This is a genomic window from Marihabitans asiaticum, from assembly GCF_007828725.1.
Lineage (GTDB): Bacteria > Actinomycetota > Actinomycetes > Actinomycetales > Dermatophilaceae > Marihabitans > Marihabitans asiaticum.
Genome location: NZ_VIUW01000003.1, coordinates 390447 through 406156 on the forward strand (window position 1 = coordinate 390447; position 15710 = coordinate 406156).

Annotated in this window: 14 protein-coding genes; 6 read left to right on the top strand and 8 right to left on the bottom strand. The window is 71.3% G+C overall.

Annotated elements, in window-relative coordinates:
* Positions 1-38 precede the first annotated feature (38 nt).
* Positions 39-539 carry a DUF3145 domain-containing protein gene (locus FB557_RS09975; protein ID WP_144857456.1) on the top strand — a complete coding sequence of 167 codons (501 nt, stop codon included), beginning with the start codon at positions 39-41 and terminating at the stop codon, positions 537-539.
* A gap of 25 nt (positions 540-564) precedes the next feature.
* On the opposite strand, the gene FB557_RS09980 is transcribed toward FB557_RS09975, so the two are convergent.
* The 7 genes from FB557_RS09980 to argG form a co-directional block, all read right to left on the bottom strand.
* Complete coding sequence (locus FB557_RS09980; protein ID WP_144857457.1) at positions 565-2016, bottom strand: acyl-CoA carboxylase subunit beta; 1452 nt, start codon at positions 2014-2016, stop codon at positions 565-567.
* The gene (gene fabF, locus FB557_RS09985) at positions 2016-3257 is read right to left on the bottom strand and encodes a beta-ketoacyl-ACP synthase II (RefSeq protein ID WP_144857458.1); all 1242 of its coding nucleotides are present in this window, start codon (positions 3255-3257) and stop codon (positions 2016-2018) included. Before fabF ends, FB557_RS09980 begins: the two co-directional genes overlap by 1 nt.
* 78 nt (positions 3258-3335) lie before the next feature.
* Positions 3336-3584 (bottom strand): acyl carrier protein, encoded by a 249-nt coding sequence (locus tag FB557_RS09990; RefSeq protein WP_144857459.1) that lies wholly within the window; start codon positions 3582-3584, stop codon positions 3336-3338.
* Between the two features lie 58 nt (positions 3585-3642).
* Positions 3643-4659: a beta-ketoacyl-ACP synthase III gene (locus tag FB557_RS09995; protein ID WP_246074677.1), complete on the bottom strand. Its 1017-nt coding sequence runs from the start codon at positions 4657-4659 to the stop codon at positions 3643-3645.
* Positions 4656-5837 (bottom strand): acyltransferase domain-containing protein, encoded by a 1182-nt coding sequence (locus FB557_RS10000; protein WP_144857460.1) that lies wholly within the window; start codon positions 5835-5837, stop codon positions 4656-4658. The genes FB557_RS09995 and FB557_RS10000 overlap by 4 nt, the downstream gene beginning before the upstream one ends.
* 54 nt (positions 5838-5891) lie before the next feature.
* The gene (locus tag FB557_RS10005) at positions 5892-7076 is read right to left on the bottom strand and encodes a PucR family transcriptional regulator (protein WP_144857461.1); all 1185 of its coding nucleotides are present in this window, start codon (positions 7074-7076) and stop codon (positions 5892-5894) included.
* Between the two features lie 46 nt (positions 7077-7122).
* Positions 7123-8547 (bottom strand): argininosuccinate synthase, encoded by a 1425-nt coding sequence (gene argG / locus FB557_RS10010; protein ID WP_144857462.1) that lies wholly within the window; start codon positions 8545-8547, stop codon positions 7123-7125.
* Positions 8548-8627: 80 nt separating this feature from the next.
* Between argG and FB557_RS10015 the strand changes: the two genes are divergently transcribed.
* Positions 8628-9647 carry a glycerophosphodiester phosphodiesterase family protein gene (locus FB557_RS10015; protein ID WP_144857463.1) on the top strand — a complete coding sequence of 340 codons (1020 nt, stop codon included), beginning with the start codon at positions 8628-8630 and terminating at the stop codon, positions 9645-9647.
* A 5-nt stretch (positions 9648-9652) separates the two neighbouring features.
* On the opposite strand, the gene aceE is transcribed toward FB557_RS10015, so the two are convergent.
* Positions 9653-12445: a pyruvate dehydrogenase (acetyl-transferring), homodimeric type gene (aceE, locus tag FB557_RS10020; RefSeq protein WP_211356534.1), complete on the bottom strand. Its 2793-nt coding sequence runs from the start codon at positions 12443-12445 to the stop codon at positions 9653-9655.
* 171 nt (positions 12446-12616) lie between these two features.
* Here aceE and FB557_RS10025 point away from each other — a divergent pair, with 171 nt between their 5' ends.
* The 4 genes from FB557_RS10025 to FB557_RS10040 are packed head-to-tail and all read left to right on the top strand — an operon-like array spanning position 12617 to position 15659.
* On the top strand, positions 12617-13147 hold the full coding sequence (locus tag FB557_RS10025; protein ID WP_246074680.1) for a PH domain-containing protein: 531 nt from the start codon (positions 12617-12619) through the stop codon (positions 13145-13147).
* Positions 13144-14778, top strand: a complete 1635-nt coding sequence (locus tag FB557_RS10030; protein ID WP_144857466.1) for a PH domain-containing protein — start codon at positions 13144-13146, stop codon at positions 14776-14778. Before FB557_RS10025 ends, FB557_RS10030 begins: the two co-directional genes overlap by 4 nt.
* On the top strand, positions 14775-15188 hold the full coding sequence (locus tag FB557_RS10035) for a DUF3052 domain-containing protein (protein ID WP_144857467.1): 414 nt from the start codon (positions 14775-14777) through the stop codon (positions 15186-15188). The genes FB557_RS10030 and FB557_RS10035 overlap by 4 nt, the downstream gene beginning before the upstream one ends.
* Positions 15189-15200: 12 nt before the next feature.
* Entirely contained in the window at positions 15201-15659 is a 459-nt protein-coding gene (locus FB557_RS10040) for a peroxiredoxin (RefSeq protein ID WP_144857468.1), read from the top strand.
* The last annotated feature ends 51 nt before the right edge of the window (positions 15660-15710 follow it).

A 15710-nucleotide genomic window follows, 5' to 3' on the forward strand; every position in this document is an offset into this window, starting at 1 on the left:
CGTTGGGGAAGACGTCCATCGCACCGAGGAGGAACGGGATGTCAGCTACGACGCGAGGCGTGGTGTTCATTCACAGCACCCCGACGGCGCTCTGCCCCCACATCACGTGGGCGATGGAGTCTGCCCTGGGTCGTGACGTGTCTCTCGACTGGACCGAGCAGCCGCTCGGCCGGTCGCTCAAGCGTGCCGAGTTCTCCTGGACCGGAGCCCCGGGCACCGGAGCAGCGCTGGCGTCTGCCCTGCGAGGGTGGGACGGTGTCCGGTACGAGGTGACCGAGGAGCCCAGCCCCGGCCTCGACGGCTCCCGCTGGTCGCACACCCCCAGCCTGGGCATCCACCACGCCACCATCTCCGCCTCGGGCGACGTCGTCGTGCACGAGAACCGGCTCCGTGAGGTGCTCACCCTCGCCCAGGGCGCCGGAGAGGCCGTCGAGGACATGCTCGGCGAGCTGCTCGGCACCGCGTGGGACGCCGAGCTCGAGGCCTTCCGGCACGCCGGCGACGGCGCACCGGTGCGCTGGCTGCACAAGGTCGGCTAGGGGAGTCACCCCCTTCGCCATCGCCTCACAACGGGATGTTGGTGTGCCGCCCCCGCCGGGCCGGCGCGGAGGCGATGGTCGCCGCGATCGCGGACCGGGTCTGCGCCGGCTCGACGACCTCGTCGACCACCCCGATCTCCACCGCCCGCTCCAAACCGCCGGAGAGACGGTCGTGCTCGGCCGCCAGCTCGGCCTCGACCGCCTCGCGCTCGGCGTCGTCGACCTCCGCGAGCCGGCGCCGGTGCAGGATCCGGATCGCCGCGACCGAGCCCATCACCGCGACCTGGGCGTCGGGCCAGGCGAAGACGCGGGTGGCTCCGAGAGAGCGTGAGTTCATTGCGATGTAGGCGCCGCCGTAGGTCTTGCGGGTGACGACGGTCACGCGCGGGACCACCGACTCGGCGAAGGCGTGCAGCAGCTTCGCCCCGCGACGCACGACTCCGTCCCACTCCTGGCCGACCCCGGGGAGGTAGCCGGGCACGTCGACGAGCACCACGAGCGGGATGCCGAAGGCGTCGCACATCCGCACGAACCGGGCGGACTTCTCAGCCGACGCCGAGTCCAGGCAGCCGCCGAGGCGCATCGGGTTGTTGGCGATGACACCGACCGCGCCGCCACCGAGCCGCCCGAGCGCCGTGACGATGTTCGGCGCCCAGCGCCCGTGCAGCTCCTCGGTCGTTCCCTCGTCGAGCAGGTCCTCGACGACCGGGTGGACGTCATAGGCACGACGAGCCGACTCCGGGAAGGAGCGCGCGAGGTCACGGTCCTGCACGGACCCGGGGTCACAGGTGCCGACCGCCGAGGGGTCGAGCAGGGAGGTGATAGACCGAGCCCGCTCGAAGGCGTCGTCGATCGAGCTCGCGAGGACGTGCACCACCCCGCTGCGCCGGCCGTGGGGCTCAGGCCCACCAAGGCGAAGGGCGTCGACCGCCTCACCGGTAACGGACCGGACCACGTCCGGTCCGGTGACGAAGATCCGTCCCTCCGGCGCGAGGATGACGATGTCGGTCAGCGCAGGGCCGTAGGCGGCCCCACCGGCGGCGGCGCCGATGACGACGGAGATCTGCGGGATCAGCCCGGACGCGCGCGTCATCACGGCGAAGATCTCGCCGACCGCGTGCAGCGAGACGACCCCTTCGGGCAGGCGGGCCCCGCCGCTGTGCCAGATGCCGATGATCGGCAGCTCGTCCTCGATCGCGCGCTCGTACGCCTCGACCACCTTGCGGCATCCCTCGACGCCCATCGCGCCACCCATGACCGTCGGGTCGGAGGCGAAGGCGATGACGGGGCGACCCCGGACCGTCCCTCGGGCCGTGAGCATCCCGGAGGTGTCGTCCGGCGCGAGCAGCTCGAGCGAGCCGTCGTCCAGGCACGCCTCCAACCGGCGCTGGGGGTGCCGGGGGTCGTCCGCGCGGGCCGGCTTGCCGGCCGTCGTCGAGGACGCCTGGGCCGACGCGGCGTTGGGCTGGCGAGCCATCAGAGCGACCCGAAGGCGAGCGCCACGTCGTGGCCGCCGAAGCCGAAGGAGTTGTTCAGCGCCAGGAGCGGCCCGTCCCCGAGGGGTCGCGGCTCGTCCCGGACGACGTCGAGGTCGACCTCGGGGTCGAGCTCGGTGATGTTGATCGTCGGGGGCGCCACCCGGTGCTGCACCGCCAGTACCGTGAGCACGGCTTCGAGCGAGCCGGCCGCCCCGAGCAGGTGACCGGTCATCGACTTGGTCCCGCTCACGGCCATGTGGTCAGCGTCGGACCCGAAGGCGCGACGGATCGCGGCCACCTCCGCGACGTCGCCGACGGGGGTGGAGGTCGCGTGCGCGTTGATGTGGCTGAGGTCGGAGGCCGCGGCACCGGCGTCCTGCACCGCCTCGGTCATCGCCCGAGCGGCCCCGGCGCCCTCCGGCTCGGGGGCGGCGATGTGGTGGGCGTCGGCGCTGGTCCCGACCCCGGACAGGCGGCAGATGATGCTCGCCCCGCGGGCCCGCGCGTGCTCCTCGTCCTCGAGGACCATGACGGCGGCGCCCTCACCGAGGACGAAGCCGTCGCGGCTCGCGTCGTAGGGCCGCGACGCGCCGGCCGGGTCGTCGTTGCGCGTCGAGAGGGCCTGCATCGCCGCGAACCCGGCGATGGGCAGCGGGTGCACCGCCGCCTCCGCGCCTCCGGCGACGACGACATCGGCCTTGCCCGAGCGGATCATCCCCGCGCCGTAGCCGATCGACTCGGCACCCGAGCTGCAGGCCGAGACGAGCGCGTGCGCGCCCGCACGGGCGCCCAGCTCGAGCGAGATCGTGCCCGCGGCGCTGTTGGGCATGAGCATGGGGATCGAGAGGGGGTAGACCCGTCGCGCGCCCTTCTCCCGCAGGGTGTCCCAGGCGGTGATGATCGTCGTGATCCCTCCGATCCCGCTGCCGATCGCGACACCGAGGCGCTCCGGGTCGACCTCGGGCCTGCCGGCGTGGGTCCAGGCCTCACGAGAGGCCACGAGGGCGTACTGGGCGAAGGGGTCGAGCCGCTTGGTCTCGACCCGGGCCAGGACCTCCGCCGCCGGGGTGTGCAGGGTGGCTGCGAAGGTCACCGGCAGCTCGTGCTCGCCGACCCAGTCCTCGGTCAGGGGACGTGCGCCCGGGGTGCCGGCGAGGATCGCCTCCCAGGTGGTGGCGACGTCGCCGCCGAGAGGAGTGGTGGCGCCGAGGCCGGTGACGACGACGGAGCGGGAGGACATGAGGTCTCCTTCTTCTACGGAGCGAAGGGGGTGACGTCGGCCGGCTCGAGCGAGCCGGCCGACGCCTGGGGCTGGCCCTTAGGCCTGGTTGTTCTTGATGTACGTCACGGCGTCGCCGACGGTCTTGAGGTTCTTGACCTCCTCGTCGGGGATCTTCGCTCCGAACTTCTCCTCGGCGCTCACGGCGATCGTCATCATCGACAGCGAGTCGACGTCGAGGTCGTCGGTGAAGCTCTTGTCCGCGGTGACCTCAGCGGTGTCGACGCCGGTCTCCTCGGCGACGATCTCGGCGAGTCCGTCGAGGATCTCCTGCTCGGTGTGAGCCATGGGTGATGCTCCTTCTCTGGTGGTGATTTCTCGTGGGGTCGTGCTGCGGTGGTCCTCGCTAGGGGACGACGACCACCTGCCCGGCGTAGGCGAGGCCCGCGCCGAAGCCGATCTGCAGGGCGAGGTCGCCGCTGGCGATCTCGCCTTCCTCGAGCATCCTGCTCATCGCGAGCGGGATCGACGCGGCCGAGGTGTTGCCGGTCGTGACGATGTCGCGGGCCACGGTCACATGGTCGGGAATGCCCAAGGTCTTGACCATCGAGTCCACGATCCGCAGGTTCGCCTGGTGCGGCACGAAGACGTCGAGGTCGCCCGCCGTGATCCCGGCGCGGTCGAGGGTCTCCTGGGCGTGCTTGGCCACGGACCAGACCGCCCAGCGGAAGACCGTCTGGCCCTGCATCTTGATCGTCGGGAAGACGATGTCGGGGTTGTGCCGCACGTCGACCCACGAGTCGTCCTGGGAGATGACCCGGTGCTGGTCGCCGGCGCTGCCCCACACGGTCGGGCTGATCTGAGGGGTCTCGGAGCGGGAGACGACCGCGGCGCCAGCACCGTCACCGAAGATGAAGGCGATCGTCCGGTCGGTGGGGTCGGTGAAGTCGGACAGCTTCTCGACCCCGATGACGAGGACGTTGACCGCCGAGCCGGCGCGGACCATGTCCGAGGCGAGTCCGATGCCGTGGCAGTAGCCGGCGCACGCGGCCGAGATGTCGATCGCCATGCAGGTCAGTCCTAGGCGGTGCGCGACCTCGGGCGCCGCGGCGGGGGTCTGGTACGGGTGGGTGACCGTGGCGAGCAGCACGACGTCGATGTCCGAGGGCGTCAGGCCCGCATGGTCGATGGCACGCCGCGCCACGACCTCGCTCATGTCGACCACGCTCTCGTCCGGCGCGGCGCGGTGCCGGGTACGGATGCCTGTGCGCTCCCGGATCCACTCGTCGGTGGAGTCGATCTGCTCGCAGACCTCGTCGTTGGTGACGACCCGCTCCGGCCGGTACCCGGCGATGCCGCTGATCCTGGAGTGGAACCCGCCGGTCGTCGTGCCCAGTCCCGGGCTGAGGGTGACCATGCTCATCCGGTCTGTCCCATCGGGTGCAGCCGGAGGATCGGTTGACCCGGGCTTACCGGGTCGCCCTCCTCGACGAGCCACTCGAGCACCTGACCTCCGTGGGCGCAGACGACCTCGTGGGTGTCCCGCAACGACGAGACGCGAGCGATAACCGCACCGGGGTCCACGTCCTCCCCGGGTCCGGCGGGCTCCAGGGCCACGGTGCCCTTGGCCGGGGCGACCACGAGACGCCACGCGGGCGAGGACGCAGTGCGCTCCTCGCCGTGCTCGCGCACCATCCGCTGGGCCGCCTCCAGGTCGTCCGGGGTGCGCAGCGCGAGGGTCTCGACACCCTTGAGCTCACGCTTGGACAGGCCGGTGAGAGTGCCCGCTGGGGGCACCTCGATCACCCCGGTGACGCCCAGGTCGCGCATCGTCTCCAGGCAGAGGTCCCAGCGCACTGGTGAGGCCACCTGGCCCACGATGCGCTGGAGCACGTCGCGGCCCGAGGTGACGACGGTCCCGTCGGCGTTGCTCAGGAGGGGTACCCGGGCGTCGTGGGTGGAGACGGCTCGGGCGAGGCGGTGCATGACCGACACCGCCGGACGCATGTGCTCGGTGTGGAAGGCTCCGGCCACCTGGAGCGGGAGGACCCGGGCCTTCGCCGGAGGCTCCTCGGCCAGCGCCTGGAGCTGCTCGCGAGTACCGGCGGCGACCACCTGGCCTGCGCCGTTGACGTTGGCAGGGGTCAGGCCGTGCTTCTCGATGCTCGCCTGGACCTCGGCGGCGTCCCCGCCGACCACAGCGCTCATGCCCGTCTCGGTGACTGCCGAGGCATCGGCCATGGCCCGGCCCCGCTGCGCGACGAGGACCATCGCCTGCTCGGCGGTGATCACCCCCGCAGCGGCCGCGGCGGTGAGCTCACCGACCGAGTGCCCGGCGCCGACCCCGACGACTCGGAAGCCGTCGGCGGGGTGCTCGAAGAGGCCCAGGAGCCCCAGCATCCCGCTGGCGACGATGAGTGGCTGTGCCACCGCCGTGTCCTTGATCGTCGCCTCGTCCGAGACCGTCCCGTGCTGCTCGAGGTCCACGCCGGCGACGGTCGACAGCCAGTGCAGGCGGTCGCGCATGCCGGGCAGCTCGAGCCACGGAGAGAGGAAGCCGGGGGACTGGGAGCCCTGTCCGGGGCAGGTGATCGCTAGCACCCGTCTACTCTCGCGAGCCGCGGCCCCGTCCAGCGATACCGACCTCGCCAGCGTTCACCGTGTCGATTTAGAGGAAACCTCCAACAGGCGTCCTAGGGTGAGGGCGACCCTGACGGTGAAGGCGTCGTGCGGGTCCGCGAGGTCGAGCCCGGTGAGATCACCGATCCGGGCGATCCGGTAGCGCACCGTGTTGACGTGCACGAAAAGCGCGCGGGCCGTGCCCTCCAACCCTGACCGGGTGTCGAGGTGCTGCTCGGCCGTCTCGAGCAGCGCCGGCTGGGACTGCAGCGGCTCCCACACCGTCGACAGCAGCTCGAGGCGCGCCCACTCCTCTCCTGCGAGGGCCCGCTCGGGGAGCAGGTCGGCCGCGCTCACCGGGCGGGGACATCGCGGCCAGCCCGACGCCACGTCGTGCCCGGCGAGCGCAGCGCCCGCCGACAGCGGTGCGGCGACGAGGTCCTCGACGAGGTGACCGTGCACGACCGGCCCGTCCCCGAAGTGCTCGAGCAGGCTGTCGACGTCGCCGGCGAGGTCGTTCACCTGCCCCAGCACGACAACGAGGCGGCGGCCCTGGACCCCGGCGATGATCATCAGCCCTCGCCGGGCGGCCGATCGGTGCAGCCCCGAGACCACCCCTTCGAAGTCGTCGACGGACACCGCCGGTGATGCGCCCACCACGACGGCCACCGAGGAGGTCGCGCTCCACCCCAGGGCCGTCGCCTGCGAGCGGATCGACTCGTCCACCTCGCCGCGCAGGACGGCGTCGAGGACGAGCGACTCGAGCCGGGCGTCCCAGGCGCCACGCTGCTCCGCCGCCTCCGCGTACACCTGGGCGGCGCCGAAGGCGACCTCCCGGCTGTAGCGCAGCACGGCGTCGCGCAGCGCGGGGACATCGCCCGGGCGGGCGATCGTCTCGACGTGGGTCTCGACGACGTCGACCACCTCGCGCACGAGGTCCAGCGTCTGGGCCAGGCTGATCGATCGGGTGAGCGCCCGCGGCGCGGCACCGAAGATCGCCTCCGGGTGATGCCGGCCGTCGTCCGGCGGGCTCGCCATCCAGGCGACGAAGTCGGCGATGCCGGCCTGGGCGATCTGCGCGACCCAGGACCGCTCCTGGGCGGTCAGCTCGCCGTACCAGCCGTAGGTCTGCTCGATGCTGCGGGTCGCGGCCGTCGCGAGCTGACCGGAGCGCCGCCGCACGGCGTCACGGGTGCGCGCGGGGACGCGGGAACCGGCCATGCCGACAGCCTATTTGTCGATGACCGACAAGCGGGCCGGGGCGCCTCTAGTCGGTGCCGAACTCCATCGCCGCGCGGTCGAGGGCCTCGCCCTCCTCGTCGACGTCCTTCGTCGCCGGATTGGCCGCGATCTGCTCGGCGCCACCGGGTTCGAGGTCGCCCATGACGTCGGCGTAGCCGCCGCCGAGCTGGTCCTGAGCGGCGTAGACCTCCAGCTTGGAGCGGCTGTCGGCGATGTCGAGGTTGCGCATCGTCAGCTGACCGATCCGGTCCATCGGGCCGAAGGCGGCGTTGTCCGTGCGCTCCATCGAGAGCTTGTCCGGGTGGTAGCTGAAGTTCTCACCCTCGGTGGCGATGATGCTCCAGTCCTCGCCGCGACGCAGCCGCAGGGTGACCGAGCCGGTGACGACCGAGGCGACCCACCGCTCCAGGGACTCGCGCAGCATGAGCGCCTGAGGGTCGAACCACCGGCCCTCGTACATGAGGCGACCAAGCCTGCGCCCCTCGGCGTGGTACTCGGCGATGGTGTCCTCGTTGTGGATCGCCTGGACGAGGCGCTCGTAGGTGATGTGGAGCAGCGCGATGCCAGGCGCCTCGTAGATGCCGCGCGACTTCGCCTCGATGATCCGGTTCTCGATCTGGTCGGACATGCCCAGACCGTGCCGGCCGCCGATGGTGTTGGCCTCGTGGACCAGGGCCACCGGGTCGTCATAGCGGGTGCCGTTGATCGCGACCGGCCGTCCGCGCTCGAAGCGCACCGTGACGTCCTCGGTCTCGATCCCCACCGCCTCGTCCCAGAAGCGCACACCCATGATCGGGTCGACGATCTCGATCGACTCGTCGAGGTGCTCCAGGGTCTTGGCCTCGTGGGTCGCGCCCCAGATGTTGGCGTCGGTGCTGTAGGCCTTCTCCGCGCTGTCCCGGTAGGGCAGGTCACGCTCGGTGAGCCACTCGCTCATCTCCTGGCGTCCGCCGAGCTCGGTGACGAAATCGCTGTCCAGCCACGGCTTGTAGATACGCAGTGCGGGGTTGGCCATGAGCCCGTAGCGGTAGAACCGCTCGATGTCGTTGCCCTTGTAGGTCGAGCCGTCACCCCAGATGAAGACGTCGTCCTCGGCCATTGCACGCACGAGCATCGTGCCGGTGACGGCCCGGCCCAGGGGAGTGGTGTTGAAGTAGGTGCGCCCACCGGAGCGGATGTGGAAGGCGCCGCAGGCGATCGCCGAGAGCCCCTCGGCGACGAGCTGGGGTTTGCAGTCCACGAGGCGAGAGAGCTCCGCGCCGTACTGTGCCGCCCGGCCGGGGATCGAGGCGATGTCGTCCTCGTCGTACTGGCCGAGGTCGGCGGTGTAGGTGCAAGGGATCGCCCCCTTCTCCCGCATCCACGCGACGGCGACGGAGGTGTCGAGACCACCGGAGAAGGCGATCCCGACACGCTCACCTGCTGGCAGAGACGTCAGTACCTTGGACACGCGCCCGATCCTAGGCGCTCAGCCGTCATCGTCTCGACCGGCGTCCACCACCACACCGCACGGCGCGAAGGGAGCAGAGCGTGCCAGACCTGGGCCGTCCCCTGATCATCGGTCACCGCGGGGCATCGGGGTACCGGCCCGAGCACACCGAGGTCGCCTACCGCCTCGCGGCGCAGCTGGGGGCCGACTACATCGAGCCCGACCTCGTGATGAGCAGCGACGGTGTGCTCGTCGTCCGGCACGAGCCGGAGATCGGCAGCACGACCGACGTCGCGACGCACCCGCGGTTCGCCGATCGCCGGACCACGAGGACCATCGACGGGGTGGCGGTCACGGGGTGGTTCGCCGACGACTTCACCCTCGCGGAGCTGAAGACGCTCCGGGCGGTCGAGCGGCTCGGTGAGCTGCGCCCGGACTCGGCAACCCACGACGGGCAGCACGAGATCCTCACCTTCGAGGAGGCGCTGCGCCTGCGCGAGACCCTCTCCGGCGAGATGGGGCGAGAGATCGGGATCATCCCCGAGATCAAGCACCCGACGTATCTCCACGGCCTCGGGTTGGACCCGGAGACCGAGCTGGTCCGGCTGGTCACCGCCTTCGGGCTGAACTCGGTGTCGGCCCCGATGTGGACCCAGTGCTTCGAGGTGGCCACCCTCAAGGCGCTGCGGGAGCGGCACGGGTACCGCGCCAGGACGCTGCTGCTCATGACGCAGGAGGGCGGCCCCTACGACCTCGCCGAGACCGGGACCACCTACGCCGAGCTGTCCACGCCGGAGGCCCTGACCGGTCTCTCACCCTGGGTGGACGCCATCGGACCGGACAGGAGTCAGCTGATCTCTCGTCGACCCGATGGCTCGCTCGGTGACCCGACGACGCTGGTCGATGCGGCGCACGCGGCAGGGGTGCAGGTGATGCCGTGGACCTTCCGCGCGGAGAACGCCTTCCTGCCGCTCGACTACCGCCTCGGCGAGGACCCGGGAGGGCACGGCCGCGCGGTGGCCGAGGCTCACGCCTTCATCGAGGCCGGCGTCGACGGGCTGTTCTGCGACCACCCCGACATGTGCGTCACCGCACGCGACGGGGTGGCCGGCGAGGGGTGAGCGCCTCAGGCGTCGCCTCCAGCGGTGCCCGAGGTCCCGGCCTGGGTGTCGTGCAGCTGGTACTTCTCGGCCGCCTGCCTGGGCATGTCCTCGTCCACCCAGCCCCGGGCGGCGAGCAGCTGCAGGGCACGGACCGTCATCGAGGGACCGTCGACGTGGAAGTAGCGCCGGGCGGCAGCCCGGGTGTCGGAGAAGCCGAAGCCGTCGGTGCCGAGGGCGGCGAACTCCTCGGGCACCCAGGGGCGGATCTGGTCCTGGACCTGCTTCATGTAGTCCGAGACCGCGATCACCGGGCCGACGGTGTCCTGCAGCGCCGTGCTGATGTACGGCGTGCGCTTCTCCTGCTCGGGTCGCAGGAAGGCGTCCTCGTCGCAGCGCATCGCCTCGCGCCGCAGCTCGCTCCAGGAGGTGACCGACCAGACGTCGGCGACGACCCCCCAGTCCTCGCGCAGCAGCTCCTGCGCCTCCAGCGCCCACGGGAGCCCGACACCGCTGCCGAGCAGCTGGCAGCGAGGTGGGGTCTCGCCCAGGCCGTCGGCGTCACCGGACCGGTAGAGGTACATCCCCTTGAGCAGGCCGTCGACGTCGATGCCGTCCGGCTCGGCGGGCTGGACCATCGGCTCGTTGTACATCGTGAGGTAGTAGATGACGTTGCGCGAGGGGTCCTCCTGAGGCGCGTCCCCGCCATACATCTGCTCCAGGCCGGCCCGCATGATGTGCGCGATCTCGAAGCCGAAGGCCGGGTCCCAGGCGACGACGGCGGGGTTGGCCGCCGCCAGCAGCTGGGAGTGCCCGTCGGCGTGCTGCAGACCCTCGCCGGTCAGGGTGGTCCGACCAGCGGTGGCTCCGAGCAGGAAGCCGCGGGCCATCTGGTCCTGAGCGGCCCAGATGCCGTCACCGGTGCGCTGGAAGCCGAACATCGAGTAGAAGATGTACAGCGGGATGAGCGGCTCGCCGTGGGTCGCGTACGCGGTCCCGGCGGCGGTGAAGGCCGCGACCGACCCCGCTTCGTTGATGCCCGTGTGCAGCAGCACGCCCTCGTCGGACTCCCGGTAGGCGAGCATGAGCTCGGCGTCGACCGAGGTGTAGTTCTGCCCGTGAGGGTTGTAGATCTTCTTCGTGGGGAAGAACGAGTCCATCCCGAAGGTGCGCGCCTCGTCGGGGATGATCGGCACGAAGCGGTGGCCGATCTCCTTGTCCCGCATGAGGTCCTTGACCAGCCGCACCCACGCCATGGTGGTGGCGACCTCCTGCTTGCCCGAACCCTTGCGCAGCTGCTTGTAGGTGTCCTCCCCGGGCAGGGTCATCTCCGGGTAGCTCACGGTGCGCGTGGGCAGGTAGCCGCCGAGCTTCTCGCGACGCTCCTTCATGTACTGGATGGCCTCGTCGTCCGGGCCGGGGTTGTAGTACGGCGGGAGGTAGGGGTCCTTCTCCAGCTCCTCGTCGCTGACCGGGATCTTCAGGCTGTCGCGCAGCCCCTTGAGGTCATCCAGCGTGAGCTTCTTCATCTGGTGGGTGGCGTTGCGACCCGCGAAGTGCTCACCGAGGCCGTACCCCTTGATCGTCTTGACGAGGATCACCGTGGGCTGACCGGAGTGCTCGACCGCGGCCTTGTAGGCGGCGTAGACCTTGGTGTAGTCGTGGCCGCCACGCTTGAGCTTCCACCAGATGTCCTCGTCGCTCCAGTCCTCGACCATCCGGCGCGTGCGCGGGTCGCGGTCGAAGAAGTGCTCCCGGACGTACTGGCCGTCGTTGGCGCGGAAGGTCTGGTAGTCGCCGTCGAGGGTGTGGTTCATGAGGTTGACCAGCGCACCGTCGTGGTCGGCGGCGAGCAGCGGGTCCCAGCCGCGGCCCCACACGACCTTGATGACGTTCCAGCCGGCGCCGCGGAAGAAGGCCTCGAGCTCCTGGATGATCTTGCCGTTGCCCCGGACCGGGCCGTCGAGCCGCTGCAGGTTGCAGTTGATGACGAAGGTGAGGTTGTCCAGCTCCTCGTAGGCGGCCGTGTGCAGCAGCCCCCGGCTCTCCGGCTCGTCCATCTCGCCGTCACCGAGGAAGGCCCACACCCGCTGGTCGCTGGTGTCCTTGATGCCGCGGTTGTGGAGGTACTTGTTCATCTGGGCCTGGTGGATGGCGTTCATCGGGCCCAGACCCATCGAGACGGTCGGGAACTCCCAGAAGTCGGGGAGCAGGCGCGGGTGCGGGTAGCTCGGCAGCCCGGGGACGTCCTGCCCCGAGAGGTGGGCCGCCTCCTGGCGGAAGCTGTCCATGTCGGCCTCGTCGAAGCGCCCCTCGAGGAACGCCCGCGCGTACATCCCCGGGGCGGCGTGGCCCTGGAAGAAGATGTGGTCACCGCCGCCGGGGTGGTCCTTGCCACGCCAGAAGTGGTTGAAGCCGATCTCGTACAGCGTCGCTGCCGAGGCGTAGGTGGAGATGTGACCCCCGACCGAGAGGTCCGGGCGCTGGGCCCGGTGCACCTGCACCGCCGAGTTCCACCGGATCCACGCGCGGTAGCGGCGCTCGATCTCCTCGTCGCCGGGGTACCACGGCTCGTGCTCCGGGCGGATCGTGTTGACGTAGTCGGTGGTCGTCAGCGAGGGCACCCCGACGTTCATCGCCCGCGCCCGCTCGAGCAGGCGCAGCATCACGTACCGAGCCCGCCGCCGACCGGACTCGTCGACGAGCGCGTCGAGGGACTCGACCCACTCCTGGGTCTCGTCCGGGTCGATGTCGGGGAGGTTGGCCGGGATGCCGTTGAGGATCGGTCCGTCCTTGAGCCGGTCGTCGCCTGCCGTCACGTTCGGGGTCCTTTCGCGTCGCGAGCCACGAGCCCGGTGGGTCGTGTGCTCCCATCCTCCCACCTGGCGTGGCCCGCGTCACATGCCGGGGCCTCACCAAGGGGAGCGAGGGGGGAGCGAAGGGGGATGAGGTGCGCGGCGCTCGGTGCGGGTCGTGCTTCCATAGGGGGCGTGAGCGAGCAGGGAGCGGTCCTTCAGGACGTCACGGACCTTCCGGACGGTCTGCCTCTGCGGGGTTCCGCGGGCGCGGACTGGCGCGCGATCGACCCCAGGCTGGCGCGGGTCCGCCGGCTCGTGGCCTCGGTGTGGCTGCTCCCGCTCGCCCTCGGGCTGACCGTGCCCGCGGTGCTCGTGTCACCGTGGTTCGCGATCGGTGCGGTGCTGGCGCTGGCGCTGTGGATCTGGTCGGTGTGGTTCATCGGCCGGCAGGTCAGCGCGATCTCCTTCGCCGAGCTGGAGGACGAGCTGGCGATCCGCAAGGGCCGGCTCTTCCGCTCGCTGGTCACCATCCCCTACGGCCGGATCCAGTACGTCGACGTCTCCGCCGGGCCGCTGATGCGCCAGAGCGGGCTGGCCTCCATCGAGGTCCACACCGCCAACCCGGTGAGCGCCGGTGACCTGCCCGGCCTCCCAGAGGTCCAGGCCCAGCAGCTGCGGCAGCGGCTCACCGCGCTCGGTGAGAGCAGGCGCGCGGGCCTATGAGCGGGACCGCTCCCGAGGGCGGGTGGCGTCGCTTCCACCCCCTCTCACCACCCCTTCGCGGTGGCCTCTTCCTCCTCGCCGCCGTCGGCTACTTCCTCAGCCAGATGGCCGACGACCTCCTCACCGCGGCGACGGGAGGCCGCCCGGGGGACACCGGCGGCGGTCCTCCAGGCCCGGACGGGTTCGAGGCGTCCGCGGCGTCCCATCCGCTGCTCGCCCTCGCTGCCTTCGCCGTGACGTTGTCCGGGGTCGTGGCCCTCGGCTTCGCGTCCTGGTGGTTCTCCCAGTACCGGCTCGGACCGACGAGCGTCGAGGTCCGCACCGGGGCGCTCTTCCGGCAGCACCGGGAGATCCGGTACTCCCAGATCCAGTCGGTCAACGCCAACCAGCCGCTCCTCGCCCGGCTCTTCGGCCTCTCCGAGGTGCGGGTCGAGGCCGCCGGAGGCGAGGACTCGCACGCCTCACTGGCGTACCTGGGCAAGGCCGAGGCCGACGAGCTTCGCGACCGGATCGTCGACCTCGCCGAGCGCTCAGGTGCCCCGGTCGAGGGCGCCCTGATCGAGGGTTCCCCGGTCGAGGGTGCCCCGGTCGGCCCCGACCGGTACCTCTCACCACCGCAGATCCCCGGGAAACCTCAGACGAACGGTCATCCGGCGACGGGCGCCGGCGACGGGCGAGCCGCTGCGGCGACGCCTCCGCTGGTGCAGATGCCCTTCTCCCGCCTCGTGGTGGGCTCGGTGCTTAGTCCCGGCACCCTCTTCGTCCTCCTCGGTGGGCTCGTCGCGGCGGTCGTCGGGGTGCTCGTCGAGCCGGCGGCCGCGAGCGCCTTCGTCCCCGTGCTCTTCTTCGGGGGGATCAACGTCGTCAAGCGGCTCACCACCTGGGCCAACCTCACGGTGAGGCTGCAGGGCGACACCCTGCGGATGCGGCACGGGCTGACCACGCTGGCCACCTCCAGCGTGCCGGTCGGCAAGGTGCAGGCGATCGGCATCGCCCAGCCGTGGCTCTGGCGCGGCCTGGGGTGGTGGTCGATCTCGGCCAACGTCGCCGGGGTCAAGGTCGGCGGCGAGGACGTGGGCAGCGAGGGAAGCCTCGTCCCGACCGCGACCCGAGACGAGGTACGAGCGGTGGTCGGGGCGCTCGGACCGGGCATCGACCTCGCGCCCGTCCTCGAGGTGATGGACCACGGTCTGCCCGCGGCGGCGATCGGGTGCCCCCGACGGGCCAGGTGGTTCGACCCCTTCGCCTGGCGCTACCAAGGAGTCCTGCTCACGCCGGACCTCGTCGTCGTCCGCCGCGGACGGCTCGGACGGGTCGTCGAGGTGGCGCCCTGGCGCCGGGTGCAGTCCGTGGCGGTGAGCCAGGGCTGGCTGGCGCGCGGGCTGCGGCTCGCGGACGTGCGGGTGATCTCGACTCAGGGCGCGGTGCAGCCGCTCGCCCAGCATCTCGACGCGCGCACCGCGGAGGCCGTGGCCGAAGAGATCCGGCGACGCTCCAGCACCGCCCGCAGCGCAAGCATCGACAAGGGCCCCGCGCACGGCAGTTGCGGATCCGAGTCTGATTGGGTGGACTTGGGAGGCACGCAGCGCGACCAGCCGGTCGTGCCCACGACGGAAAGGACGCATCGGTGACGGGCGAGACCGCGGCCGCAGCCGTGAGCCGGCTCGGCCTGGAGAACGACCAGGTCATCCAGGAGTTCGGCTGGGACGAGGACACGGACGAGCAGTTCCGTGCCGCAGCCCAGGAGGCCATCGGGGCCGAGCTCGAGGACGAGGGCTACACCGGGGTGGTCGATCACGTGCTGCTCTGGTGGCGCGCCGGGGACGGTGACCTGACCGACGCGCTCGTGGACTCGATCGGCACCCTCGAGGACGGCGGCAGCATCCTGCTGCTCACCCCGTGCCCGGGCCGGCCCGAGGAGGTCGACCCCACCGAGGTCGAAGAGGCCTCCAGCACCGCCGGGCTGCACACCTCGGGCACCACGAAGTGCGGCCAGGACTGGATCTGCACCCGCCTGGTGTCCCCGAAGAGCCCCCGCTGAGCTGGTACCGCCGTGATCTCGGTCGGTGACCAGGCGCCGGAGCTCTCCCTGCGCGACCAGAACGGCGCCACCGTCGCGCTGTCGGACTACCGAGGCCGCAAGAGCGTGCTCCTCGTCTTCTACCCCTTCGCCTTCTCCGGGATCTGCACCGGTGAGCTGAGCGAGATCCGCGACGACCTCGAGAGCTTCGCCGGGGAGCGCCGCGAGGTCCTCGCGATCTCCTGCGACCCCGTGTACACGCTGCGCGCCTGGGCCGACCAGCAGAGCTACTTCTTCCCGCTCCTCTCCGACTTCTGGCCGCACGGCGAGGTCGCCCGCCGCTATGGCGTCTTCGACGAGGAGCGCGGCATGGCGGTGCGCGGCACCTACCTCGTCGCCCCGGACGGACGGGTGGCCTGGTCGCTCATCGCTGGGGCGGGGGAGCGGCGGGACTTCGCCGGGTACCGCGAGGCGGTCGAGCGGCTCGGCTGACGGCGAGCGGCAGGGGGAGCGCAGGCAGCGCCTGGCACAATGACTGCGCCT

Coding starts and splice junctions, on each gene's coding strand:
- fabF (WP_144857458.1), bottom strand. CDS start 3,257: ATGTCCTCCCGCTCCGTCGTCGTCACCGGCCTCGGCGCCACCACTCCT.
- FB557_RS10030 (WP_144857466.1), top strand. CDS start 13,144: ATGAGCGGGACCGCTCCCGAGGGCGGGTGGCGTCGCTTCCACCCCCTC.
- FB557_RS09990 (WP_144857459.1), bottom strand. CDS start 3,584: ATGGCTCACACCGAGCAGGAGATCCTCGACGGACTCGCCGAGATCGTC.
- FB557_RS09975 (WP_144857456.1), top strand. CDS start 39: ATGTCAGCTACGACGCGAGGCGTGGTGTTCATTCACAGCACCCCGACG.
- FB557_RS10005 (WP_144857461.1), bottom strand. CDS start 7,076: ATGGCCGGTTCCCGCGTCCCCGCGCGCACCCGTGACGCCGTGCGGCGG.
- FB557_RS09980 (WP_144857457.1), bottom strand. CDS start 2,016: ATGGCTCGCCAGCCCAACGCCGCGTCGGCCCAGGCGTCCTCGACGACG.
- FB557_RS09995 (WP_246074677.1), bottom strand. CDS start 4,659: ATGAGCATGGTCACCCTCAGCCCGGGACTGGGCACGACGACCGGCGGG.